This is a genomic window from Amycolatopsis plumensis (assembly GCF_042652605.1).
Taxonomy (GTDB): Bacteria; Actinomycetota; Actinomycetes; order Mycobacteriales; family Pseudonocardiaceae; genus Amycolatopsis; species Amycolatopsis plumensis.
In genome coordinates this window covers 223,328-244,962 of the sequence record NZ_JBHSJY010000001.1, presented here as the reverse complement: position 1 = coordinate 244,962, position 21,635 = coordinate 223,328, and the positions used below count along the sequence as shown (strand labels likewise).

The 21,635-nt window shown below is 71.2% G+C and carries 22 protein-coding genes; 12 read left to right on the top strand and 10 right to left on the bottom strand.

Annotated features, from left to right (window positions below; translation table 11 throughout):
• Positions 1 to 35: 35 nt before the first annotated feature.
• Complete coding sequence (gene fdhD, locus ACFPLC_RS01260; RefSeq protein WP_378196958.1) at positions 36 to 860, bottom strand: formate dehydrogenase accessory sulfurtransferase FdhD; 825 nt, start codon at positions 858 to 860, stop codon at positions 36 to 38.
• 102 nt (positions 861 to 962) lie between these two features.
• Between fdhD and ACFPLC_RS01255 the strand changes: the two genes are divergently transcribed.
• The 5 genes from ACFPLC_RS01255 to ACFPLC_RS01235 all read left to right on the top strand — a co-directional run bounded on the left by ACFPLC_RS01255 (position 963) and on the right by ACFPLC_RS01235 (position 5,547).
• Positions 963 to 2,312, top strand: a complete 1,350-nt coding sequence (locus tag ACFPLC_RS01255; protein WP_378196955.1) for an L-lactate MFS transporter — start codon at positions 963 to 965, stop codon at positions 2,310 to 2,312.
• Positions 2,312 to 2,437 (top strand): MFS transporter small subunit, encoded by a 126-nt coding sequence (locus ACFPLC_RS01250; RefSeq protein WP_268246858.1) that lies wholly within the window; start codon positions 2,312 to 2,314, stop codon positions 2,435 to 2,437. The genes ACFPLC_RS01255 and ACFPLC_RS01250 overlap by 1 nt, the downstream gene beginning before the upstream one ends.
• Positions 2,434 to 3,186 carry an SDR family NAD(P)-dependent oxidoreductase gene (locus tag ACFPLC_RS01245; protein WP_378196952.1) on the top strand — a complete coding sequence of 251 codons (753 nt, stop codon included), beginning with the start codon at positions 2,434 to 2,436 and terminating at the stop codon, positions 3,184 to 3,186. Before ACFPLC_RS01250 ends, ACFPLC_RS01245 begins: the two co-directional genes overlap by 4 nt.
• A 51-nt stretch (positions 3,187 to 3,237) precedes the next feature.
• Positions 3,238 to 4,677 carry an LCP family protein gene (locus ACFPLC_RS01240; protein ID WP_378196949.1) on the top strand — a complete coding sequence of 480 codons (1,440 nt, stop codon included), beginning with the start codon at positions 3,238 to 3,240 and terminating at the stop codon, positions 4,675 to 4,677.
• Positions 4,678 to 4,965: 288 nt separating this feature from the next.
• Positions 4,966 to 5,547, top strand: a complete 582-nt coding sequence (locus ACFPLC_RS01235) for a hypothetical protein (RefSeq protein WP_378235655.1) — start codon at positions 4,966 to 4,968, stop codon at positions 5,545 to 5,547.
• Here the strand turns inward: ACFPLC_RS01235 and ACFPLC_RS01230 are convergent.
• From ACFPLC_RS01230 to ACFPLC_RS01215, 4 genes are all read right to left on the bottom strand, one after another.
• Positions 5,538 to 7,859: an FdhF/YdeP family oxidoreductase gene (locus tag ACFPLC_RS01230; protein WP_378196943.1), complete on the bottom strand. Its 2,322-nt coding sequence runs from the start codon at positions 7,857 to 7,859 to the stop codon at positions 5,538 to 5,540. The genes ACFPLC_RS01235 and ACFPLC_RS01230 overlap by 10 nt on opposite strands.
• A 42-nt stretch (positions 7,860 to 7,901) precedes the next feature.
• A complete protein-coding gene (locus ACFPLC_RS01225) occupies positions 7,902 to 9,203 on the bottom strand; it encodes an MFS transporter (protein ID WP_378196940.1) in 1,302 nt (433 codons plus the stop codon).
• 65 nt (positions 9,204 to 9,268) lie between these two features.
• Positions 9,269 to 9,706 (bottom strand): MarR family winged helix-turn-helix transcriptional regulator, encoded by a 438-nt coding sequence (locus ACFPLC_RS01220; RefSeq protein WP_378196937.1) that lies wholly within the window; start codon positions 9,704 to 9,706, stop codon positions 9,269 to 9,271.
• Positions 9,707 to 9,812: 106 nt separating this feature from the next.
• Positions 9,813 to 10,106 (bottom strand): hypothetical protein, encoded by a 294-nt coding sequence (locus tag ACFPLC_RS01215; RefSeq protein WP_378196934.1) that lies wholly within the window; start codon positions 10,104 to 10,106, stop codon positions 9,813 to 9,815.
• A gap of 56 nt (positions 10,107 to 10,162) precedes the next feature.
• Here ACFPLC_RS01215 and ACFPLC_RS01210 point away from each other — a divergent pair, with 56 nt between their 5' ends.
• The 3 genes from ACFPLC_RS01210 (at position 10,163) to ACFPLC_RS01200 (ending at position 14,285) form a co-directional block, all read left to right on the top strand.
• On the top strand, positions 10,163 to 12,784 hold the full coding sequence (locus ACFPLC_RS01210) for a valine--tRNA ligase (protein WP_378196932.1): 2,622 nt from the start codon (positions 10,163 to 10,165) through the stop codon (positions 12,782 to 12,784).
• Positions 12,785 to 13,045: 261 nt separating this feature from the next.
• Positions 13,046 to 13,327, top strand: a complete 282-nt coding sequence (locus ACFPLC_RS01205; RefSeq protein WP_378235654.1) for a hypothetical protein — start codon at positions 13,046 to 13,048, stop codon at positions 13,325 to 13,327.
• A gap of 10 nt (positions 13,328 to 13,337) precedes the next feature.
• On the top strand, positions 13,338 to 14,285 hold the full coding sequence (locus tag ACFPLC_RS01200; protein ID WP_378196926.1) for a helix-turn-helix domain-containing protein: 948 nt from the start codon (positions 13,338 to 13,340) through the stop codon (positions 14,283 to 14,285).
• Here the strand turns inward: ACFPLC_RS01200 and ACFPLC_RS01195 are convergent.
• The gene (locus ACFPLC_RS01195; protein ID WP_378235653.1) at positions 14,254 to 15,168 is read right to left on the bottom strand and encodes a LysR family transcriptional regulator; all 915 of its coding nucleotides are present in this window, start codon (positions 15,166 to 15,168) and stop codon (positions 14,254 to 14,256) included. The genes ACFPLC_RS01200 and ACFPLC_RS01195 overlap by 32 nt on opposite strands.
• Before the next feature lie 87 nt (positions 15,169 to 15,255).
• Here ACFPLC_RS01195 and ACFPLC_RS01190 point away from each other — a divergent pair, with 87 nt between their 5' ends.
• Together ACFPLC_RS01190 and ACFPLC_RS01185 are read left to right on the top strand one after the other, a co-directional pair.
• A complete protein-coding gene (locus ACFPLC_RS01190; RefSeq protein ID WP_378196920.1) occupies positions 15,256 to 16,017 on the top strand; it encodes an alpha/beta fold hydrolase in 762 nt (253 codons plus the stop codon).
• 10 nt (positions 16,018 to 16,027) lie between these two features.
• Positions 16,028 to 16,804, top strand: a complete 777-nt coding sequence (locus ACFPLC_RS01185; protein WP_378196917.1) for an alpha/beta fold hydrolase — start codon at positions 16,028 to 16,030, stop codon at positions 16,802 to 16,804.
• Here the strand turns inward: ACFPLC_RS01185 and ACFPLC_RS01180 are convergent.
• Together ACFPLC_RS01180 and ACFPLC_RS01175 are read right to left on the bottom strand one after the other, a co-directional pair.
• The gene (locus ACFPLC_RS01180; RefSeq protein ID WP_378196914.1) at positions 16,788 to 17,657 is read right to left on the bottom strand and encodes an SGNH/GDSL hydrolase family protein; all 870 of its coding nucleotides are present in this window, start codon (positions 17,655 to 17,657) and stop codon (positions 16,788 to 16,790) included. The genes ACFPLC_RS01185 and ACFPLC_RS01180 overlap by 17 nt on opposite strands.
• Positions 17,658 to 17,729: 72 nt before the next feature.
• Entirely contained in the window at positions 17,730 to 18,365 is a 636-nt protein-coding gene (locus ACFPLC_RS01175; protein WP_378196911.1) for a class I SAM-dependent methyltransferase, read from the bottom strand.
• Between the two features lie 73 nt (positions 18,366 to 18,438).
• Between ACFPLC_RS01175 and folC the strand changes: the two genes are divergently transcribed.
• Both folC and ACFPLC_RS01165 read left to right on the top strand, forming a co-directional pair.
• Complete coding sequence (gene folC / locus ACFPLC_RS01170; RefSeq protein WP_378196909.1) at positions 18,439 to 20,094, top strand: bifunctional tetrahydrofolate synthase/dihydrofolate synthase; 1,656 nt, start codon at positions 18,439 to 18,441, stop codon at positions 20,092 to 20,094.
• Between the two features lie 32 nt (positions 20,095 to 20,126).
• The gene (locus tag ACFPLC_RS01165) at positions 20,127 to 20,483 is read left to right on the top strand and encodes a DUF4233 domain-containing protein (RefSeq protein ID WP_378197001.1); all 357 of its coding nucleotides are present in this window, start codon (positions 20,127 to 20,129) and stop codon (positions 20,481 to 20,483) included.
• Between the two features lie 3 nt (positions 20,484 to 20,486).
• Here the strand turns inward: ACFPLC_RS01165 and ACFPLC_RS01160 are convergent, their stop codons facing one another.
• A complete protein-coding gene (locus ACFPLC_RS01160) occupies positions 20,487 to 20,789 on the bottom strand; it encodes an ArsR/SmtB family transcription factor (RefSeq protein WP_378196906.1) in 303 nt (100 codons plus the stop codon).
• Positions 20,786 to 21,610: a hypothetical protein gene (locus ACFPLC_RS01155; RefSeq protein WP_378196903.1), complete on the bottom strand. Its 825-nt coding sequence runs from the start codon at positions 21,608 to 21,610 to the stop codon at positions 20,786 to 20,788. Before ACFPLC_RS01155 ends, ACFPLC_RS01160 begins: the two co-directional genes overlap by 4 nt.
• Positions 21,611 to 21,635 lie beyond the last annotated feature (25 nt).

Here is a 21,635-nt window from a genome sequence, read left to right as displayed (position 1 = left end):
AACCCTCCTTGCCACTCACGACCACCGGGGCCGGGCTAGGTGAGGATGCGGTGGTCGCCGGTGTAGAGGTTCATCGAGTCGCCGCGCAGGAAGCCGACCAGGGTCATGCCGTTCTCCTCGGCCAGCTCCACCGCCAGCGACGACGGCGCCGACACCGCGGCCAGCAGCCCGATGCCCGCCATCGCCGCCTTCTGCACCAGCTCGAACGACGCTCGCCCGGACACCAGGAGGCCGTGGCCCGGCGCCGGGATCCGGTCTTCGAGGACCGCCCAGCCCAGCACCTTGTCCACCGCGTTGTGCCGGCCGACGTCTTCTCGGACGACGTCCAGCGAGCCGTCCGGGCTGAACAGCGCCGCCGCGTGGAGGCCGCCGGTGCTGGCGAACACCTTCTGGCGGGCGCGCAGGGCGTCGGGCAGGCCCGCCAGGGTCGAACTCTTCACCGCGAACGCCGCCGAGGCGGGGGAGAACCGCGTGCGGAGCTTGACCGCGTCGAGCGCGGCCTTGCCGCAGACCCCGCACGACGACGTCGTGTAGAAGTTGCGCTCGACGCCGGTGTCCGGTGGCGGGACGCCGTCGGCGAGCGCGATGTCCAGCACGTTGTAGGTGTTGCGGCCCTGGTCGTCGACGCCGTCGCAGTAGCGGGCCACCGCCACGTCCGCGCGCCCGCCGATCACGCCCTCGGACAGCAGGAACCCGTGCGCGAGTTCGACGTCGTGCCCGGGCGTGCGCATGGTCACCGCCAGCGCCCGGCCGCCGACCCGCAGCTCCAGGGGCTCTTCGGCCGCCAGCGCGTCGGGGCGGCGCCGGTCCCCGGTCGCGGAGATCCGCCGCACCGGCCTGCGCACGGTCACCCTGCCCATCAGCACATCCTTCGCTGCCCGAAAGTTCGACACTCGTATGGTGCAACACCGGTGATTTAGTAATACATTCCCTTCATCATCCTCAGAATACGGAGGGAACCGATGGCTCTCGGCTTCCTGGACCGATCCCGGATCGTGGCACCGCCGAGCTGGACGCGCTGGCTGGTGCCGCCGGCGGCCCTGTCGGTACACCTGTCGATCGGGCAGGCCTACGCGTGGAGCGTCTTCAAGACCCCGCTCGAGAAGACCCTGCACCTCAACGGCACCCAGAGTTCCCTGCCGTTCCAGCTCGGCATCGTCATGCTGGGGCTGTCCGCCGCGTTCGGCGGCACCCTCGTCGAAAAGAACGGCCCGCGCTGGGCGATGTTCGTGTCGATGTGCTGCTTCGCCAGCGGGTTCCTCGTCTCCGCGCTCGGCGTGGCGACCGGGCAGTTCTGGCTGGTCGTCCTCGGGTACGGCGGAATCGGCGGCATTGGGCTCGGCATCGGCTACATCTCGCCGGTGTCGACGCTGATCAAGTGGTTCCCGGACCGCCCGGGCATGGCCACCGGCATCGCGATCATGGGCTTCGGCGGTGGCGCGCTGATCGCCTCGCCGTGGTCGTCGTCGATGCTGGGCACCGCGCCCACGGCGAGCACCATCGCGACGGCGTTCCTGATCCACGGCGTCGTCTACGCGGTGTTCATGTCGATGGGCTGGCTGCTCGTGCGGGTGCCGGCCGACGACTGGAAGCCGGCGGGCTGGGAGCCGAAGACCGACCACGGCAAGGCGATGATCAGCACGGCGAACGTCTCGGCCGCCAACGCGATCAAGACGCCGCAGTTCTGGTGCCTGTGGGTGGTGCTGTGCTTCAACGTGACCGCGGGCATCGGGATCCTGGAGAAGGCGTCCCCGATGATCGTCGACTTCTTCAAGAACACGTCCACCCCGGTCGGCACGGCCGCGGCGGCCGGGTTCGTCGCGCTGCTGTCGCTGTGCAACATGCTCGGCCGGTTCGTCTGGTCGTCCACTTCGGACCTGGTCGGGCGCAAGAACATCTACCGCACCTACCTCGGCGTCGGCGCGCTGCTGTACCTGGTGATCGCGCTGACGCAGAACTCGTCGAAGCTCGTGTTCATCCTGTGCGCGATGGTGATCCTTTCCTTCTACGGCGGCGGGTTCGCGACGGTCCCGGCGTACCTGAAGGACCTGTTCGGCACCTACCAGGTGGGCGCGATCCACGGCCGGCTGCTCACCGCGTGGTCGGTGGCCGGCGTGCTCGGCCCGCTGATCGTCAACCGCATCGCCGACGGCGAAAAGGCGGCGGGCAAGTCCGGCCCGGACCTGTACACGACGTCGTTCTACATCATGATCGGCCTGCTCGTGGTCGGCTTCGTGGCCAACGAGCTGGTGCGCCCGGTCAAGGAGAAGTTCCACGAGCCGGTCCCCGCGGCCGCGAGGAGTGAGGCGTGATGACCGAACCGACGGCGAAACCCCACCGGACACCGCTGATCGTGCTGGCCTGGGCGTGGGTGGTGCTCCCGTTCGGGTACGGGGTGTACCAGCTCTTCCTGAAGCTGGTCCAGCTGTTCGGATGAGCAGGGGAGTTCTCGTCACCGGCGCGTCCCGCGGTATCGGGCGCGCGGTGGCCACCGCGTTCGCGGCGCGGGGTGACCGGGTGGCCGTCCACTACGGACACCGCGCCGCGGACGCCGAGGAGACGCTGAAAGCGCTCCCCGGCGAGGGGCACGTGCTGATCGGCGGCGACCTCGCCGACCCCGAAGCCGCGCGGCGCATCGCCGACGCGGCCGAGGCCGGGCTCGGCGGGGTCGACGTGCTGGTCAACAACGCCGCCGTCGCGACGTCGGCCGAGACCGCGCACGCGATCGCCGAAGTGTCCTATGCGGACTGGCAGCGGATCTGGCGGCGCACCCTCGACGTCAACCTCGTCGCGGCCGCGAACCTCAGCTACTGCGTCGCCCGGCACCTCATCGGGCGCGGCGCGCCCGGCCGGATCGTCAACATCGGGTCGCGCGGTGCCTTCAAGGGCGAGCCGGACCACCCCGCATACGGCGCGAGCAAAGCCGCTCTGCACGCGTTCGGCCAGTCGCTGGCCGTTTCCCTCGCGCCCCACGGGATCGCCGTGACGTCGGTGGCGCCCGGGTTCACCGCCACCGAGCGCGTGGCCGCCCGCATCGACGACGCGGTGCGCGCGCAGAGCCCGTTCGGCCGGGTGGGCACGCCCGAGGAGGTCGCCGCGGCCGTCGTCTACCTGGCCTCGGCCGAAGCCGCCTGGGCCTCCGGCGCGATCCTCGATCTCAACGGGGCGTCACACCTTCGGATGTGACCCAACTCTCACTCGTGCAGCGGTGCCCGGCGCCCGGGCGTCCAGGGTGGCGTGCATGTGCTGGGGAAGATCGCCGTCGCCGGGCTGGCTCTCGTCGTGCTCGGCGGCACGGCGTACGGGTACGTCAACCTTCGCGCCCTCGACGGCGTGACGCGGGACAACGTGATCGACGAGGAGGGCGGCGGGGCGAAGCCGGGGGAGCAGCCTGCCGACGGCTCGCTCGACATCCTCCTCGTCGGCCGGGACGCCCGTTCCGACAACCAGGGCAACCCGCTCCCGCCGGAGATGCTGCGTGAGCTGCGGGCCGGCGCCAACGGCGACGACCTCACCGACACGCTGATCGTGCTGCGCATCCCGAACGGCACCAAGGAGGTGAAAGCGTTCTCCATCCCGCGCGACAGCTACGTCTCGATGGCGGGCGGGAAGGGCAAGATCAACGGCGCGTTCGGGCGCGCGAAGGCGGCGGAAGCGCGGCGGCTGCGCACCGCGGGCGAGACCGACAAGGCGAAGATCAACCAGGGTGCGCTCACCGCGGGCCGCCGGGCGACGCGGCAGGCGGTCGAGGACCTCACCGGGGTGAAGATCGACCACTTCGCCGAGGTCAACCTGCTCAGCTTCTACGAGATCAGCAAGGCCGTCGGCGGCGTCGACGTCTGCCTCAAGAAGGCCACCAAGGACGAGAACTCGGGCGCGAACTTCCAGGCCGGCCCCCAGCGCGTCTCGGGCGCGGACGCCCTCGCCTTCGTCCGGCAGCGCGACGGGCTCCCGGGCACCGACTTCGCCCGCGTCCGGCGCCAGCAGGTGTTCCTCGCCGGACTGGCCCGGCAGGTGCTCTCGGCGGGCACGCTGGCCGATCCGGGGAAGCTGTCGGACCTGATCGACGCGGTGAAGCGCTCGGTGGTGCTGGACGGCTCGTGGAACCTGCTCGACTTCGTCGGGCAGATGCGCGGGGTCAGCGGCGGCGGGATCCAGTTCGCGACGATCCCGGTCGTCAACATCGACTACCGGTACGACCCGGCGAACAACCCCCGCGCGACGGCGGTGCAGGTCGACCCGGCCGCGGTGAAGGCCTTCGCGGCGAGCCTGATCGGCGGCGCGCCGCCTGCCGCGCCCACCGCGCCGCCGGCCTCGGCGCCCGCCGCGGCGGTCACCGTCGACGTCTCCAACGCGGGCCCGAAGGAAGGGCTCGCCGGCCGCGTGGCGGGTGTCCTGCGGGAGAAGGGGTTCACCTCGCGCGCGACCGGCAACTCCGACACCCGGCGGACCTCGCTCGTCCGCTTCGGCCCCGCACTGGCCGAACGCGGCGCCGAGGTGGCGAAGCTGCTGGGCGGGCTGACGACGCAGCAGTCCGCGTCGGTGCCGGCCGGGCACATCGAGGTGGTGCTCGGGACGGTGTACGCCGGCCCCGGCGCGGCGGGCGGCGGTGGCACCGGTCCCGGGGGCGTTTCGGACGATCCCATCACTTCGAACGGCGTCGTCTGCGTGGACTGACCCGGCCGCGAATTGAACGACGGCGAAGTTCCGGATTTTCCGTCGAATCCCTGAAATGTGCGGGAATTTCCGCACGCATCCGCCCACTGGACCACAGTGGACCACCCGAGTCAGTGGTCTTGACGCTGACGCGCTGGTGAGGCAGGGTGCGATGACCGTCGGCGCGGACAGGACCGCGCTGCGGGAGAAAGTTCACCCTATCGGGTGGGCGATCTTGGAAAATCGATTTCAGGGAATACGGGAAGTCCGGAATTTATGCGCAGCAGCGTCGCCCGGGGTGGGTGGATCTTGCCCGTCCTCGCTTCAGCCGTTCTTTGTGCCGGGTGCCAGTCGGCGTCCGCTTCGGTGCACTATCCGGGCGCGATCGACGCCTGCCGGCTGCCCGGGCCGAACGCGCAGGCGCAGCTCGCGCCGGGAACCGTCGAGATCCCGGTTGACTCGGTGAAGGCCGCCGAAGCCAAGGTCATCCCGGAAGACCACGCCAGCGAGGGCAACGAGGTCACCACGTGCCGCAAGCTGTACGCGCGCGACCTCGGCGGCGGCAAGCCGAACCTGCAGGACTACCGGCTCGTCACGATCGCCGTCGTGCGGTTCACGCAGTCCGACGCGGACGAGGCCGCCGCCAAGGCCAGCCAGCTGATGACCGACGCGCTCGGCGACCACTCCGGGGTCCGGCTCGCCACCGGGGTCGGTGACGAGGCCGGCTTCTCCGAGCAGTGGGCCGCGGTGCGGACCGGGAACGTCGTGCTGGGCGTGGCCATCACCGACGGCGGCACCGAGGCCGCGCTGATCCAGCCCGCGACGCTGGACAACGTGCAGGCGGTGGTCACGGACATGACCGGCACCCTGCAGAAGGACTATCAGGGCTGAGGGTCCGCCACGACCGGTTCGAGCCGCACGACGATCGCCTTCGACACCGGCGTGTTCGACTTGTCCGCCACCGAGTCCAGCGGCACCAGCGCGTTCGCCTCCGGGAAGTAGGTCGCCGCGCAGCCGCGCGCGGTCGGGTACGCGACGATCCGGAACGCCGGCGCCCGGCGATCGCCGTCCCGCCACTCGGAGACCAGGTCGACCAGGGCACCGTCGGCCAGGCCGAGCGCCGCGAGGTCGTCCGGGTTGACCAGGACCACGCGCCGGGCGTTCTCGATCCCGCGGTAGCGGTCCGAGAGCCCGTAGATCGTGGTGTTGTACTGGTCGTGGCTGCGCATGGTCTGCAGCAGCAGCCGGCCTTCGGGCGCCTGCGGGTACTCCAGCTCCGAGACCGTGAAGTTGCCCTTGCCGTTGGCGGTCCCGGTGAACTCGCGGGAATCGCGCGGGGCGTGCGGCAGCACGAAGCCGTCCGGCTCGCGGACCCGGCGGTTGTAGTCCTGGCAGCCCGGCACGACCCGGGAAATGCGGTCGCGGATCAGGTCGTAGTCGGCCTCGAACGTTCGCCACGGCACGGCGTGGCCCGGGCCGAAGAGCTTCTCCGCGAGCCGGCAGACGATGGCGACCTCGGAGAGCAGGTGCTCGCTCGCCGGCTTCAGGCGCCCGCGCGAGGCGTGGACCTGCGACATCGAGTCCTCGACCGTGACGAACTGCTCACCGCTCGCCTGGACGTCGCGTTCGGTGCGGCCGAGCGTCGGCAGGACCAGCGCGGTGCGGCCGTGCACGACGTGCGACCGGTTCAGCTTGGTGGACACGTGCACGGTCAGCGAGCAGGAGCGCAGCGCCTTCTCGGTCAGCTCGGAGTCCGGCGTCGCCGAGGCGAAGTTGCCGCCGACGGCGAAGAACACCTTGCCGCGGCCGTCGCGCATGGCCCGGATCGCGTCGACGGTGTCGAAGCCGTGCTCGCGCGGGACCTCGATGCCGAATTCGGCCGCGAGTGCGTCCATGAAGGACTGCGGCATCTTCTCCCAGATGCCCATGGTCCGGTCGCCCTGGACGTTCGAGTGCCCGCGCACCGGGCACAGGCCCGCGCCGGGCTTGCCGATCATGCCGCGCATCAGCGCGAGGTTCGCGATCTCGGAGATCGTCGGCACCGCGTGCTTGTGCTGGGTGAGGCCCATCGCCCAGCAGTAGATGGTGCGCTCGGAGGAGGCGATCATCCGCGCGACGCGTTCGATCTGCGCTCGGGGGAGTCCGGTGGCGCGTTCGATCTCCGGCCAGTCGATCTCCCGGAGGTGCTTGGCGTAGTCGGCGAAGCCCTCGGTGACCCGGTCGACGAACTCGCGGTCGACGATCGCGCCGGGCGCTTCGGCGTCCCAGGCCAGCAGCAGGTGCCCGACGGCCTGGAAGAGCGCGAGGTCGCCGCCGAGGCGGACCTGGGCGAACTCGTCGGCCAGCGGCGTGCCCTTGCCGACGACGCCGCGGACGTTCTGCGGGTTCTTGAACCGCATCAGCCCCGCTTCGGGCAGCGGGTTGACGGCGACGATCTTCGCGCCGTTCCCCTTGGCTTCTTCCAGCGCCGAGAGCATCCGCGGGTGGTTGGTGCCCGGGTTCTGCCCCACGACGACGATCAGGTCGGCCTGGTGGATGTCGGCCAGGCTCACCGAGCCCTTGCCGACGCCGGTGGTGGCCGACAGCGCCGCGCCCGAGGACTCGTGGCACATGTTGGAGCAGTCGGGCAGGTTGTTCGTGCCGAAGGAGCGCACCAGCAGCTGGTAGAGGAACGCGGCCTCGTTGCTGGTGCGGCCGGAGGTGTAGAAGATCGCCTCGTTGGGGTCGGTCAGCGCCTTGAGCTCACCCGCGACCAGCTCGAACGCGGCGTCCCAGGAGATCGGCTCGTAGTGCGTCGCGCCTTCGCGCAGCACGAACGGCTCGGTGATCCGGCCCTGCTGGCCCAGCCAGTAGTCGGTCTTGGTTTCGAGGTCGGTGATCGGGTGCTTCGCGAAGAAGGCGCGGTCCACCCGCCGTTTCGTGGCTTCCTCGGCGACGGCCTTGGCGCCGTTCTCGCAGAACTCGGCCAGCTTGCGCTTCTCGCCGTCGACCTCGCGGGGTTCCGGCCACGCGCAGCCCGGGCAGTCGAAGCCTTCGCGCTGGTTCAGCAGCCGCAGCGCCTTGACGGTCCGGCCGGTGCCCATCTGCTCGACGCTCCGGGCGAGCGACACGGCGACCCCGGGGATCCCGGCCGCCCAGCCCTTCGGCTTGCCCACCTCGAGGCGGGTTTCGTCCACGTCCTGCGCCGGCGCTTCACGGGTCATGCGCCCATCGTGCGCCTCGATGATCGCCGACGGCCACCGGGGTCACGCGCGGGCGGCGCGCAGGCCCCGGTCGGCGACGGTGACCACCAGCAGCAGCCCGCTGATGACGACCAGCGCGAGGGCCAGCCGGTGCAGGCCGGCCGAGTCCGCGTGCGGGCCGTAGCAGAGCGCGATGAGCGTCGAGGCCACGATCGCCCCGAGGTACTGGGCGGTGCGGAACAGGCCGCTCGCGGTGCCCATCTGCTCGGCCGGGGCTTCGCGGTACAGCGTCGTCTGGTTCGCGACGCTGGTCAGCCCCTGCGCGAGGCCGAACAGCGCGGCCAGGGCGAGCAGGGCGCCGGTCCAGGTGCCGTCGTGGACGAGCAGCAGCAGTGCCGAGCCGCCCGCGAGGGCCACCGCGACGGTGACCAGCCGCGCCTTGATGCCGGACGCCCGCCCGGAGAACGCCGCGGCGCAGACGGCGGTGCCCGACATCGGCAGCAGCATCAGCCCGGCGGCCTCCTCGGACAGCTGCCGCGCGGTCTCCAGCCACTGGACGTACCCGAACATGATCGCGTAGATGGCCATGAAGCTCAGCGCCTGCCGCAGGTAGGTCCGCAGGATTGCGCCGTTGGCGGCGAGCATCCGCAAGTCGAGGAAGGGCGCGTCGCGCCGCAGTTCGACGAGGGCGAAGGCGGTCCCGAAGGCGGCGACCACGGCGAGCAGCCAGACCTCGGCGCCGGGGTCCATCAGGAAGAACAGCAGCGCGAGCAGCGTCGCGGAGAACAGCGCGATGCCGAGCACGTCGATCCGGGTGGCGGTGCGCTCGCCGCGGTCGTCCTTCGGTACCCACAGCAGGGCCAGGACCAGCGAGAGCCCGGCGAGCGGGATGTTCACCGCGAAGATCGCCGGCCAGCCGAAGAGCCCGATCAGCAGCCCGCCCAGCGTCGGGCCGATCACCATCACCGTCTGGGCGGACATCGACAGCACCGACAGCACCCGGGCGGGCACGCCCTGGCCGTGCGCTTCGGCGTGGTGGCGCAGCACGGCCATCGCGGCCGGGAACCCGGCGCACGTGCCCAGGCCCAGGACGACGCGCACGCCGGTCAGCCACCCGACGGAGATCGGGATCATGCCCGCGACCCCGGCGACGATGACCAGGCTCGCCCCGCCGAGCAGGACGCGGCGGGCGCCGTGGCGGTCGACCAGCAGGCCGACCACCGGCTGCCCGACGGCGGTGGCCAGGTAGAGGGCGGAGATCAGCCAGGCGGTCTGGCCGGGACCGGCTCCGAAGCTCTGCCCGATCGGCACGAGCGCGACGGCGATGAGCGTGGAGTTGATCGGGTTGAGCACCGCGCTGGCCACCAGCGGGGTGACCAGGCGGGCGCCGAATTTCGCGGGTGCGGTGACGGTGGCCGTGAGGAGCTCCTTCAGCGTTCGGCGACGCGCTGCAGCAGCGGCAGCGCGCGCGTGACGGCGTCGAGTTCGGCGGGGGACAGCTCGTCCAGCAGCGCCTGGGCCAGCCACTCGTCCCGGTGCTGCTGGATCCCGCGCACGGTGTCGCGCCCGGCGCCGGACAGGCTGATCACCACCCGCCGCCGGTCGGCCGGATCGGGCGTGCGGTCGAGGTAGCCGAGCTCGTCGAGGACGCCGAGGGTGGCGGCCATCGACTGCTGCCGCACGTGCTCGGCGGCGGCGAGCTCACCCTGCGTGGCGGGGCCTTCGCGGTGGAGCCGGTGGAGCACGGCGGACTGCGAGGGCGTCAGGATCCCGGCGTTGTCGACGTGACGCAGCCGCCGGTGCAGCTGCGCGACGACCCCGCGGATCCAGCCCGCGCTCTCGGCGACGTGCGGAGGTATTTCGCCCATGTACACAGTTTAACTGTGCAGTTCGAACTGTGTATCTGGTTGTGACGAAGATCCGGCCGGGCGGCGGGGGAGGGCTGCTCGCGGGCCTGCCTCAGGTCGGCCGGCGTTACCCGAAGTACACGAATTCGTTGACGCCGACGCCTTGGAGCTGGTGCACGACGACCGCCGCGGCGACCAGCACGACCACGAGGAGCAGGGCGAGCACGCCCGGCCAGCGGCTCGCCCCCGGCTGCCGGTAACCCCCCGTGCGGCGTTCCTGCTTGCGGCGCTTCTTGAGGTCCTTCTTCGCGCCCAGCCAGGCGTCCCGGGCGGCGTACTTCTGCCAATCCGGGTTCATCAGGTCCGGGTGCGTCTCGAGGCGCCGGTCGTCCGGATCCTGCGGCTGCTGAGGCTGTGTCATCCCGAGTGCCTTCCCCCTGGGTGACCCGCCGTGACGGGTTCGTAGACTTGTCCATTGTGACCGAGAACGCTCCGCAGCAGACCACCGACCTTCCGGGTGCCTGGGACCCGGCCGCCGAGGAAGCACCGATGTACGACCGCTGGGTAGCGGCGGGGTACTTCACGGCCGACGCCTCGTCGGGGAAGCCGCCGTTCTCGATCGTACTGCCGCCGCCGAACGTCACCGGTTCGCTGCACATGGGGCACGCCCTCAACCACACCCTGATGGACGCGATGAGCCGCCGCCGTCGCATGCAGGGCTACGAGGTGCTGTGGTTGCCGGGCATGGACCACGCGGGCATCGCGACGCAGAACGTCGTCGAGCGCCAGCTGGCCGGCGAGGGGCTTTCGCGCCACGACCTGGGCCGCGAGAAGTTCGTCGAGCGCGTCTGGGAGTGGAAGGCCGAGTACGGCGGCAAGATCCTCGGCCAGATGAAGCGCCTTGGCGACGGCGTCGACTGGTCGCGTGAGCGCTTCACCATGGACGAGAACCTCTCCAAGGCCGTCCAGACGGTGTTCAAGAACTTCTACGACGAGGGCCTGATCTACCGCGCCGAGCGGATCATCAACTGGTGCCCGCGCTGCCAGACGGCGCTGTCGGACATCGAGGTCGACCACAACGACGACGACGGCGAACTCGTCTCGATCCGCTACGGCGACGGCGACAACGCGATCGTCGTGGCCACCACCCGCGCCGAGACGATGCTGGGCGACACCGCGGTCGCCGTCCACCCGGACGACGAGCGGTATGCGCACCTGGTCGGCACCGAGGTCGAGCTGCCGCTGACCGGCCGCCGCATCCCGATCGTGGCCGACAAGCACGTCGACCCGGAGTTCGGCACGGGTGCGGTGAAGGTCACCCCGGCGCACGACCCGAACGACTTCGAGATCGGCCGCCGCCACGACCTGCCGATGCTGACGATCATGAACGAGCGCGCGGAGATCACCGCGCCGGGGCCGTTCGAGGGCCTCGACCGGTTCGAGGCGCGCCCGGCGATCGTCGCGGCGCTGCGGGAGCTCGGCCGGATCGTCGCCGAGAAGCGGCCGTACGTGCACGCGGTCGGGCACTGCTCGCGCTGCGACACGGTGGTCGAGCCGCGGCTGTCGCTGCAGTGGTGGGTCAAGGTCGAGCAGCTGGCCAAGCTGGCCGGCGACGCGGTCCGCGACGGCCGCACCAAGATCCACCCGCCGGAGCTGGGCAAGCGCTACTTCGACTGGGTCGACAACATGCACGACTGGACGATCTCGCGCCAGCTGTGGTGGGGCCACCGCATCCCGGTGTACTACGGCCCGGACGGCGAAGTCGTGTGCGTCGGCCCGGACGAGCAGCCGCCGTCGGGCGAGGGCTGGACGCAGGACCCGGACGTGCTGGACACGTGGTTCTCCTCCGGCCTGTGGCCGATGTCCACGCTCGGCTGGCCCTCCTCTTCGGAGGACTTGGCGAAGTTCTACCCGACGAGCGTGCTCTCGACCGGCTACGACATCCTCTTCTTCTGGGTCGTCCGGATGATGATGTTCGGCGTGCACCAGATGGACGGCAAGCAGCCGTTCGACCACGTCTACCTGCACGGGCTCATCCGCGACGCCCAGGGCAAGAAGATGTCGAAGTCGCGCGGCAACGTGATCGACCCGCTGGAGTGGATGGACGCCTACGGCGCGGACGCGACCCGGTTCACGCTGGCCCGTGGCGCCAACCCGGGCGCGGACATGGCACTGGCCGACGAGTGGGCGGCGGGTTCCCGCAACTTCTGCACGAAGCTGTGGAACGCGACGAAGTTCGCGATGATGAACGGCGCTTCGGTCGCCGCTCCGCTGCCTGCGTCTGCGGAACTGACCGAGTCGGACCGCTGGATCCTGGGGCGTCTCGCCGCGCTGGTGTCCGAAGTGGACGGCCTGTTCGAGGACTTCCAGTTCGCGAAGGTGGCGGGCGCGCTCTACCAGTTCACCTGGAACGAGCTGTGCGACTGGTACCTGGAGCTGGCGAAGGTCCAGCTGTACCAAGGGGATTCCGCGCGCGTCTCGGCCACCCGTGCCGTGCTCGGACACGTGCTGGACACGGTGCTGCGGCTGCTGCACCCGTTCATCCCGTTCATCACCGAGAAGCTCTGGACGGCGCTGACCGGCGGCGAGTCGCTGGTGGTGGCGTCCTGGCCGGTGCCGTTCGAGGGTTACGCGGACGCTTCGGCCGACGCCCGGATCGCGGACGTCCAGAAGCTGGTGACGGAGATCCGCCGGTTCCGCGCGGACCAGGGCCTGAAGCCGGGCCAGAAGGTGGCGGCCCGGCTGGCGGGCTACGCGGGCGGCCACGAAGAGGCGGTCCGCTCCCTGGTGCGCCTGACCCCGGCGTCGGACGGCTTCGCGGCGAGCGCCTCGCTGGAGGTGGCCCTGGCGGACGGCGTGGTGACGGTGGAGCTGGACCTGTCGGGCACGGTCGACGTGGCGGCCGAGCGCAAGCGCCTCCAGAAGGACCTCGCGGCGGCGGAGAAGGAGCTGTCGCAGACGGAGGCGAAGCTCGGCAACGAGGCTTTCATCGCGAAGGCCCCGGAGCAGGTCGTGGCGAAGATCAAGACCCGCAAGGAGACGGCGGCGGCGGACATCGACCGCATCACGGCTCGCTTGGCGGCGCTGCCGGCTTCCTGATGTGTGGAGGAAGCCCGGTGCTTCCTGAAGTTGTGGACGAAGCCCGGTGCTCCGGTTGCGGAGCGCCGGGCTTTGTCGTACCCCTCAGGTAGCGTGGAAAACGGGGGCTGCTCAGTCCGCTTCACGGCCGCGTAATTGATTTGAGACTGCCGCGATAGGTGGAAGCCGGTCTTTCCAGTCGGACATACTTGCCGCGGGCGAGACGAATACCGGTTGCCGGTCGCCCTGAACTGTCAGTTGCACCGAGCAGGAGAGCCGAGGATGTATAGCAATTCCGCGGTGTCGGCCGCGGCATCGCGTCCGCACATGGCCACCGCACGAGCCGTGCGGTGGCTGTACTTGACCGTGTTCACCAGTATTGTCGTGTTCACCTGGATCATCCAGCACGAGGGTGTCGCGTTCCTGGCGGCGTTGCCGGTGGCGAACGGTGAAGCCGTTGTCGCCGTGGCACTCGTGAACAGCCTGCTGGGGCAACGGTGGTGTGGCAATCCGGTCGGCCCGTGTTCGAAGCAGCTCGGTCGTCTCCGGCCGCCGCCGGCCTGAGGAGCACCGGATGATGGCGAAGCCGGGGCGTCCGGAGTTGAGCCTGGATGCCGGGTCCGGCCCCGAGGCCCGGTTCGGCGCTGCCCTGCGCCAGCTTCGGGAAAACGCGGGCAGTCCGACTTATCGAGAAATGGCGGCGCGTCCCGGGGTGCACTTCTCGGCATCCGTCCTGTCCACGGCGGCAAACGGCAAGAAGCTTCCTCGGTGGGACCACGTGCGCGCGTATGTCATCGCCTGCGAAGGCGAGGACTGCGCGGGCGCGATCAAATATTGGAAACGCCAGTGGCGGCGATACTTCGTTGAACTGAATGCCGATTGCGGAGAATCCGGCGCGCGGTCATGTGGCGAAGCTCCGGTGGCGGTGAACCAGGAGAAGGGCTGCCGTCGTCGGCTGCTCGCGACCGCCGGAACGGTGAGCGCCGCCGTCACCGCCGCCGTTGTCTTGGCAGCGGGGGAAGCCTCGCCACCCCCGGCCACGCAATTGAAGCTCGGTGTTCCGTGCGAGTCCGTCGGCGTGGGGAACACCGCCACGCCGGTCCGGGTCCCGCCCGGTTACCTGGACGGTCTGCACTACGAGACCGGGTATCGCTTCACCTTGCGAAGCGGCGGGGGCGTTCAAAAAGTGGCTTGTGTTGTCGACCACCCGATGGACTCCGAGTCTCTCCACCCCGTCTTGGGGATAGTCAAGGTGAGGGTCGGCTTGCCCGACGGGTCGGTGAGCGCGCCGGCCATCACCGTCCGGATCCCGGGCGGCCCCGGAACAATGGACGACATCGAATCGTTCGGCGGCCGCGGAAGCGGGCACCCCACGGAAGTCGTTCAGGTGTTCTCGGTTCCACCGGGCTCGTCCGCGGAGAGGGTTGTCGTCGAGTTCGAGACTCCTCCTGGTGCGGGGGAGATCGCCGTCGTGATCGCCGATCCCGACTTCAAGCTTCTCTGGGCAGTGGGTGGCTGGTAGCTGGCGCCTCGGTCGTCCTCGCCGCCTCGATCAAGGCCACCACCTCCGGTGTCACCCGCCGGTCGGCCGGGGTGGCCAGGTACGTCGGCATCCGGGGCGCCGGCCCGGTCAGCGGCCGGAACACCACGCCCGGCACGGGCAGCAGGTTCGCGTGCGCCCGGTAGAACACCGTCCAGTGCGGACGCCCGAAACCCAGTGTTCCCAACGTGTCCTGCGCCGTCGTGAACTCCTTGCCGAGCAGCGGCTCGAAGCCCGCCTCCCGGCAACACGAAACGATCAGGTCGTACAACGGCTGGTTCCGCGAAGGCGGGCTCAACCGCGCCGGCAGGGCAGCCAGTGCCGCGAACGGGACCACCTCCGACTCGGCCAGGGGGTGCGAGGCCGGCAGGGCCACCACCACCTCGTCCGTCCACAACAGACTGAAGTCGAGCCCCGGCGCGGGCCGGTCGCCGCGGACGATGGTCGCGTCCAGGGAACCGTCGCGGACGCGGTGCAGGCGCTGGGCCGTCGGCGCGTGCACCAGCTCCAGCTGCGTCTCCGGCGCCCGCCGGGTGAACTCGGCCAGCAGCACGTCCAGCCGGTCGCCCAGGCCTTCGCTCGTGCCGAGCCGCAGCAGCCGGACGTCACGGAAGTCCGCCACCGAGTCCACCGCCCGCTCGGCCGCCGCCAGGACCGCGCGAGCCGCGGGCAGGAACCGCTGCCCCGCCTCCGTCAACACCACCGAACGCGTCGTCCGCTCGAACAGCGACACGCCCAGTGCCCGCTCCAGCCGCCGGATCTGCTGGCTCACCGCGGGCTGGACGATGTGCAGGCGCTCGGCCGCGCGTCCGAAGTGGAGCTCTTCGGCGACCGTCACGAAGTACCTCAGCTGGCGCAGCTCCACGACCGCCCCCATTCATCAGGATTCGTGATCAGTGTACGAACGCGCTGCCCATCGAAAAGCGGGCCCCCGGACACCAAGCTCGGGTTCATGCCCTCCTTGGACGTCAACGGAATCCGCCTCCACTACGAAGACGCGGGCGCCGGCCCGGTCCTGCTGCTCCTGCACGGCTGGGGGACCAGCGGCCGCGTCTGGACGTCGTGCCTGCCCGATCTCGTGCGCGACCACCGCGTCGTCACCCTCGACTGGCGGGGGTGCGGCCGCTCGGACCACCCCGCCGAGGGGAACACCATCGACGGCGTCACGGCCGACCTCGTGACGGTGATCGAAACGCTGGGGATCAAGCCCACCGTGGTCGGGTCGAGCATCGGCGGCGTCTTCGCCACCGAACTGGCGCTGGCCCGGCCCGACCTCGTCGAACGCGTCGTCGCCGTCGGCAGCCCCGGGTACTGGCCCGCCACCGGCATGCTCGACAAGGTCCAGGACCTGCGGAAACGGCTCGTCGACGACCGGGTCGGCACCCTCGAGGGCTGGGTGCCGAACTGGTTCGCCCCCGGCGTCCCGCGCGGGCTCGTCGACTGGACGATCCGGCAGCTGCTCGACTCCGGCCCGTACATCGACGAGCTGTTCACCGAGTGCACCACCTACGATCCGCGGCCGCGCCTGAAGGATCTCCAGACCCCGATCACCTACCTGCACGGCGAGCTCGACGCCGAAATCCCGCTCGAAGTACCGCGCAGCTGCGCCGCGGAAACGCCCGGTGCCCGGGTGCACGTGTTCGCCGGGTGCGGGCACCTCCCGCACCAGGAAAACCCGCGCGCGTTCACCGCCGCCCTCCGCGAAATCGCCTGAAGGAGCAAAAATGCCCGAAGTGACCCTCGGCGACACCGTCGTCCACTACGACCGCACCGGCGACGGCCCCGCGCTGCTCCTGCTGCACGGCACGGCCGCGTCCCGCGAACAGTGGGGCCCGCTGACCGCGCAAGCCGGCGGGTTCACCGTCCTCGCCCCCGACTTCCCCGGCTCCGGCCTGACCCGTGACGGCGGCGGCCCGCTCACCGTCGAAGCCCTCGCCGCCCAGGCCGAAGCCGTCCTGGACCACGCGGGAGCGGAGAAGGCCCACGTCGTCGGGCATTCGCTCGGCGGGGTCGTGGCGGCCCACTTGGCCGGCACCCGCCCGGACCGCGTCCGGAGAGCGGTCCTGCACGCCGCCTGGCCGGCCACCGACGTGCGGCAGGACGCCGAGTTCCGGTACTGGCTGGACCTGCTCGAAACCGGGACCTTCGCCCGGATGCTCCCGCTGATGGCCTTCGGCCCGCGCTACTGGGAGCAGGCGACGACCGAGAGCAACGAACAGCTGGTCAAGACCCTGGAAACGATGATCCAGCCGGGCGCGGACCGCCAGATCGGGGCCGACCGCGCCGTCGACCTGCGGCCCGTGCTCGGCCGGATCACCGCACCGGTGCTGGTGCTCGGCAGCGCGCACGACCGGATCGTGACGCCGGCCCAGCAGCGCGAGCTGGCCGCCGCGATCCCGGACGCCCGCGCCGCCGAAATCGACGCGGGACACGGCGCTCCGGCCGAGCTGCCGGACGAGTTCGCCCGGCTCGTGCTGGACTTCCTCAGCGCAACGCCTTGAGCACCACGGCCGCCACGCCGGCCATCCCCGCCCGCAGCGGGTGGTAGGCGGCCGCGGCGAAGATGTTCTGGTCCTTGCCGTTGATCCACGCCGCCCCGCCGCGCGCGCAGGCGTCGTGGCCGCGCGACGGGCCGAACGTGTCGACGTACTGCGCGTCCCCGCTCGCCGCGGCGTCTTCGAGGGCTGCGTTGAGGTCACTCTCGACGCGGTTCAGCCAGGCGTAGTCGCCGTCGGCGAACGGCAGGACGTCCGGGCAGTACCCGCTCTCCGGGGCGATCCGCGGGTAGCCGACGACCAGCACCCGGGCACCGGGCGAACGCTGGCGGATCGCGGCCAGCACGGCGCCGATCCGCGGCTGGATCGCGGTGATCGCCGTCGACACCGTGTCGACGCCGTTGGTGGTGAAGTGCTGCTCGCACGGGTTGCCCGTCGGGTCGGCGGCCCGCAGCCCGGGGCACATCTTGGTCACGCTGCCGAACAGGCCGTAGTCGTTGGCGCCGAGGCCGAGGGTGACGAGGTCGGTGTCGATCCGGAGGGCGTCCAACTGCGGGGGGTTGGTGCCGTTGAACGGGACCTGCTGCGCCCGGGTCATCGACCCCGTGTCGGCGCCGCCGCAGCTGACGTCGGTGAACGTGCCGGGCTTGAGCGCGGCCGCCACGACCGACGGGTAGTTCGCCGTCGACCGCCCGCAGCCCAGCGGGTCGTACCGCTGGGTCGGGATGAACGGCCCCGAGGTGTAGGAGTCGCCGAGGGCGACGTAGTGGTGGATCCCCGCGGCCGACGCGGCGGCCGCGGTGGCCGCGAGCAGGATGGCTGCCGAGGAGACGGCGACGAGCAGCCGGGTGGTGCGCATGAGGGCCCCGTTCTCGCTGGTGGAAGTGCCGACACCAGATCTAGCGAGCCGGAGCCGCCGAAGGGGCGGACTTCACCCGTCAGTCGGGTCACCGTCACCGTGCTCACGGTAAGTGATCAAAGTGCGCCAGAAGAGCAACGGCCGGACCGTGCTGCCGGGCAACAGCCGGGCCGACTCGCGGCGCAGTTCGGCGATCGTCGGGAACCGGAACAGCGTCGGCACCGGCGGGCCGCCGTCGCTGCCGCCGTTGAGCCGTTCCGCGACGTGCACGACGAGCCGCGCCAGCGCGTTCAGCGGCACGGCGGCCGCCTCGCGCGCCCAGTCCTTCGGGCTGCTCGGCCGCGCCGGGGTCAGCACCACCAATACGCCGCCCGGCACCAGCGCGCGGCGCAGCTTGGCGACCGTTTCGAACGGCATGTGGTGCAGTGACGCCAGGCACGAGATGAAGTCGTAGTGCGCTTCGGGCAGGGGGTCGGTGGTGACGTCGGCCTGCCGGTAGACGATCTCGCCGGGCCCCGGCGAACCCAGCCCGGACGCCGCCTCGACCATCGCCGCCGAGAGGTCGACCGCCTCCACCGCCATGCCCGTCGCGGCGAGCCGCCGGGCGAACCGGCCGGTGCCGCACCCGACGTCCAGCGCGATGCCCGGCCCCGGCGGCAGCAGGTCCAGCAGCAGCGGGTGGTAGTGGTCGTTGTGGTTGAACGGCATGCGTCGAGAGTGCCACTCGTCACGCACGTAGACTCGGAAGGCAAGTGCGAAACCCCAGGCCGGAGGAGATTCAGTGCCGCAGGATGAGACAGGTCGCAGGCCGGACCTGTCGGATCTGGACAGCTTCGCGGGCGTCGACGAACTGGGGACGTCGGGCTACGAGGCGTCCGACGACCACGACCCGGAACTGGACGTCCGCGACACCGCGTTCGAAGCCGGCGGCGGCTCGCGCGGCGGGATCGGCGGGGTCGGCCAGCTCGGGGACAACCTCGCCACCGGCCCGGTGCCCGATCTGACCGTGCCCGAGGACACCGAGCTGCACGAGCTCGACGACCAGGGCGAGCAAGTCGAGTACGGCGACCCGAACGGGCCCGAGGCGCGGCGCGAGCTGATGGTCGTCGAGGCCGAGCTGAACCAGCGCTGGCCGGAGACGAAGATCGAGCCGTCGCTGACCCGGATCTCGGCGCTGACGCAGCTGCTGGGCGAGCCGAACCGCGGCTACCCGGTGCTGCACGTGGCCGGCACGAACGGCAAGGGCTCCACGGCCCGGATGATCGACGCGCTGCTGACCCGGATGGGCCTGCGCGTCGGCCGCTACACGAGCCCGCACCTGCAGCTGGTCACCGAGCGGATCGCCCTCGACGGACGGCCGATCTCCGCCGCGCGCTACGCGGAGCTGTGGAACGACATCGCGCCGTATGTGTCCATGGTGGACGGTGCGTCCGCGGACGGCGTCGAGATGAGCAAGTTCGAGATCCTGACCGGGATGGCGTTCGCCGCGTTCGCCGACGCCCCGGTGGAGGCCGCGGTGCTCGAAGCGGGGCTGGGCGGTGCCTGGGACGCCACGAACGTCGCCGACGCCGACGTCGCCGTCATCACGCCGATCGGCCTGGACCACGTCGAGTATCTGGGGCCCGACGCGGTGAGCGCGGCACGCGAGAAGGCGGGCATCATCAAGCCCGGCTCGGTCGCGATCATCGCCGAGCAGGACCCCGAAGTGCTGAAGGTGCTACTGGAGCGCGCGGTCGAGGTCGACGCCGCGGTGGCCCGCGCGGGCAGCGAGTTCGGCGTGCTCGAGAAGGAGGTCGCCGTCGGCGGGCAGCTGCTGAAGCTGCAGGGCCTCGGCGGCGTGTACGACGAGATCTTCCTCCCGCTGCACGGCGCCCACCAGGCCGCGAACGCCGCATTGGCGCTGGCCGCGGTCGAGGCGTTCTTCGGCGCGGGCAAGGACAAGCAGCTGGTCGTGGAGGCGGTGCGCGAGGCGTTCGCCGAGGTCGAGACCCCGGGACGGCTCGAGCGCGTCCGGTCGGCCCCGACGGTCCTGCTCGACGCGGCGCACAACCCGCACGGCGCCCGCGCGCTCGCGAAGACGGTGTCGGAGGAGTTCGCCTTCCGCCGCCTGGTCGCGGTGGTCGGCGTGATGGCCGAGAAGGACGCCCACGGCATCCTCGACGCCCTCGAGCCGGTGGTGTCCGACATCGTCGTGACGCGCAACTCCTCGCCGCGCTCGATGCCGCTGGAAGAGCTGAACGAGCTGGCGATCTCGGTGTTCGGCGAAGACCGCGTCGTCGCCGAGACGGACCTGGAGACGGCGATCGAGACGGCGATCGCGCTGGTGGAGACCAACGACGACCCCGAGGAGCCGCTCTCCGGCGGCGGCGTGCTGGTCACGGGCTCGGTGGTCACGGCGGGCGAGGCGCGCACGCTGTTCGGGAAGGAGCCGGCGTGACGTCCCAGGAGACGCCCAAGCCCAAGGACCCCATGAAGGGCTTCCGCGGCGTGATGTCCGGAACGCTGATCATGGAGGCGATCACGGTCGCCCTCGCCCTGCCGGTGGTCAACAAGCTGGGCGGCGGGATCTCGACGGGCACCGGCTGGACGGTCATCGCGGTGGCGGTCCTACTGGTGGTGACGTGCGGGTTCGTCAAGCGTCCGTGGGCGGTGCCGGTGATCCTGGCGCTGCAGGTGGTGCTGATCGCGCTCGTGTTCTGGCTGCCGGCGATCGCCGTGCTCGGCGTGATCTTCCTGGCGGTGTGGCTGTGGCTGCTGTGGCTGCGCCGCGATGTGGCGCGGCGGATGGCCGCGGGGACGTTGGCGAGCCAGCAGCCCCAGCCGTGACCCTCACGGGTGCTGGCAGGCCCGCACCTCGGTGACGAGCGCGTCGAGCGCGTCGAGGGCAGCCACCGGCACATCCAGGCGGTAGATCCGGTGCGGACCCGACCGGCTCACGGCCAGCAGGCGGGCGTCGAGCAGGACCCGCAGGTGCCGGGACACCGTGGACTGCGGCAACTGCAGTGCCTCCTGGACTTCACCGACGGTCGCGGAGCCGCCGCGGTCCAGGAACACCCCGACGATCTGCACCCGGGTCGCTTCGCCGAGCGCGCGCAACACGGGCAGGGCGGTGGTGAGCGCGTCCTGGATCACGCGGGCACCCGCCCCAGCAGCGCATCGAGCTCATCGGTCGGCAGCCCGTGCCGCCGGCCCAGGTCCACCCAGTCCCGCAGCATCCGGACCGTCTGCTCACCGTGCCCGCCGAAATGACTGCGGAGGTAGTGCGGCACGTCGAACGGCGCCAGCCGGGGAAGCACCGTCAGCGCCGCGCGCACGGCGTGCCGGCTCACCGGACGCGGCCGAGGGCCACCGAACCCTGCCGCGACCGCGTCGCGTGCCTGCGTCGCGGCCGCGGCGAGTTGCGGTGAGGAGTGCCGGGCGGTCGCGAGGTCGAAGTCCGCGGCGTGCAGCCCGGCCACGACGGGCATCGTCGCCGCCGCGGACACCAGGGGAGCCGCGAGCGGGGCCGTCGGCTGCGGGCGCGCGAACAACGATCGCAGAACGTCCGACGCCGGACCGGCGACCGTGAACCGCGCCTGCGGCCACCACCACGTCGGATCGGCGCCACCGGCGAAGAACCCGGGCACCACCAGGCCCCACGGCCGGTCGCCCGCCAGTTCGCGAAGCAGTTCGACCTCCGAGGGCACCTGCGTGACCGCCGCGACGACCGCCGGCCGCGCGAGCAGCCCGGCGACGCCCGGCGACGCGGGCGAGGCCGTGCTGATCACCACGTCCCACCCCTCGCCGGCGGTCGTCAGCGCGACGGTCCGCCGCGCGGTGCGGTGCCGGCGGGTCTCGACGAGCAAGGAGTCCGCTGTCTGCTCGCGTACGGCGAACCCGACCTGGTGACGCTCGGCCAACGACGTCGCCAATACCCGGGCCACCGGGCCCTTGCCCACCACGAGCACACGCATGCCGGCAGCGTATCCGCATATCCGG

Coding starts and splice junctions, on each gene's coding strand:
- fdhD (WP_378196958.1), bottom strand. CDS start 860: ATGGGCAGGGTGACCGTGCGCAGGCCGGTGCGGCGGATCTCCGCGACC.
- ACFPLC_RS01175 (WP_378196911.1), bottom strand. CDS start 18,365: ATGCCGTTCAACCACAACGACCACTACCACCCGCTGCTGCTGGACCTG.
- ACFPLC_RS01205 (WP_378235654.1), top strand. CDS start 13,046: ATGTATAGCAATTCCGCGGTGTCGGCCGCGGCATCGCGTCCGCACATG.
- ACFPLC_RS01255 (WP_378196955.1), top strand. CDS start 963: ATGGCTCTCGGCTTCCTGGACCGATCCCGGATCGTGGCACCGCCGAGC.
- ACFPLC_RS01190 (WP_378196920.1), top strand. CDS start 15,256: ATGCCCTCCTTGGACGTCAACGGAATCCGCCTCCACTACGAAGACGCG.
- ACFPLC_RS01185 (WP_378196917.1), top strand. CDS start 16,028: ATGCCCGAAGTGACCCTCGGCGACACCGTCGTCCACTACGACCGCACC.
- ACFPLC_RS01220 (WP_378196937.1), bottom strand. CDS start 9,706: ATGGGCGAAATACCTCCGCACGTCGCCGAGAGCGCGGGCTGGATCCGC.
- ACFPLC_RS01155 (WP_378196903.1), bottom strand. CDS start 21,610: ATGCGTGTGCTCGTGGTGGGCAAGGGCCCGGTGGCCCGGGTATTGGCG.
- ACFPLC_RS01200 (WP_378196926.1), top strand. CDS start 13,338: ATGATGGCGAAGCCGGGGCGTCCGGAGTTGAGCCTGGATGCCGGGTCC.
- ACFPLC_RS01180 (WP_378196914.1), bottom strand. CDS start 17,657: ATGCGCACCACCCGGCTGCTCGTCGCCGTCTCCTCGGCAGCCATCCTG.
- ACFPLC_RS01165 (WP_378197001.1), top strand. CDS start 20,127: ATGAAGGGCTTCCGCGGCGTGATGTCCGGAACGCTGATCATGGAGGCG.
- ACFPLC_RS01215 (WP_378196934.1), bottom strand. CDS start 10,106: ATGACACAGCCTCAGCAGCCGCAGGATCCGGACGACCGGCGCCTCGAG.
- ACFPLC_RS01245 (WP_378196952.1), top strand. CDS start 2,434: ATGAGCAGGGGAGTTCTCGTCACCGGCGCGTCCCGCGGTATCGGGCGC.
- ACFPLC_RS01250 (WP_268246858.1), top strand. CDS start 2,312: ATGACCGAACCGACGGCGAAACCCCACCGGACACCGCTGATCGTGCTG.
- ACFPLC_RS01230 (WP_378196943.1), bottom strand. CDS start 7,859: ATGACCCGTGAAGCGCCGGCGCAGGACGTGGACGAAACCCGCCTCGAG.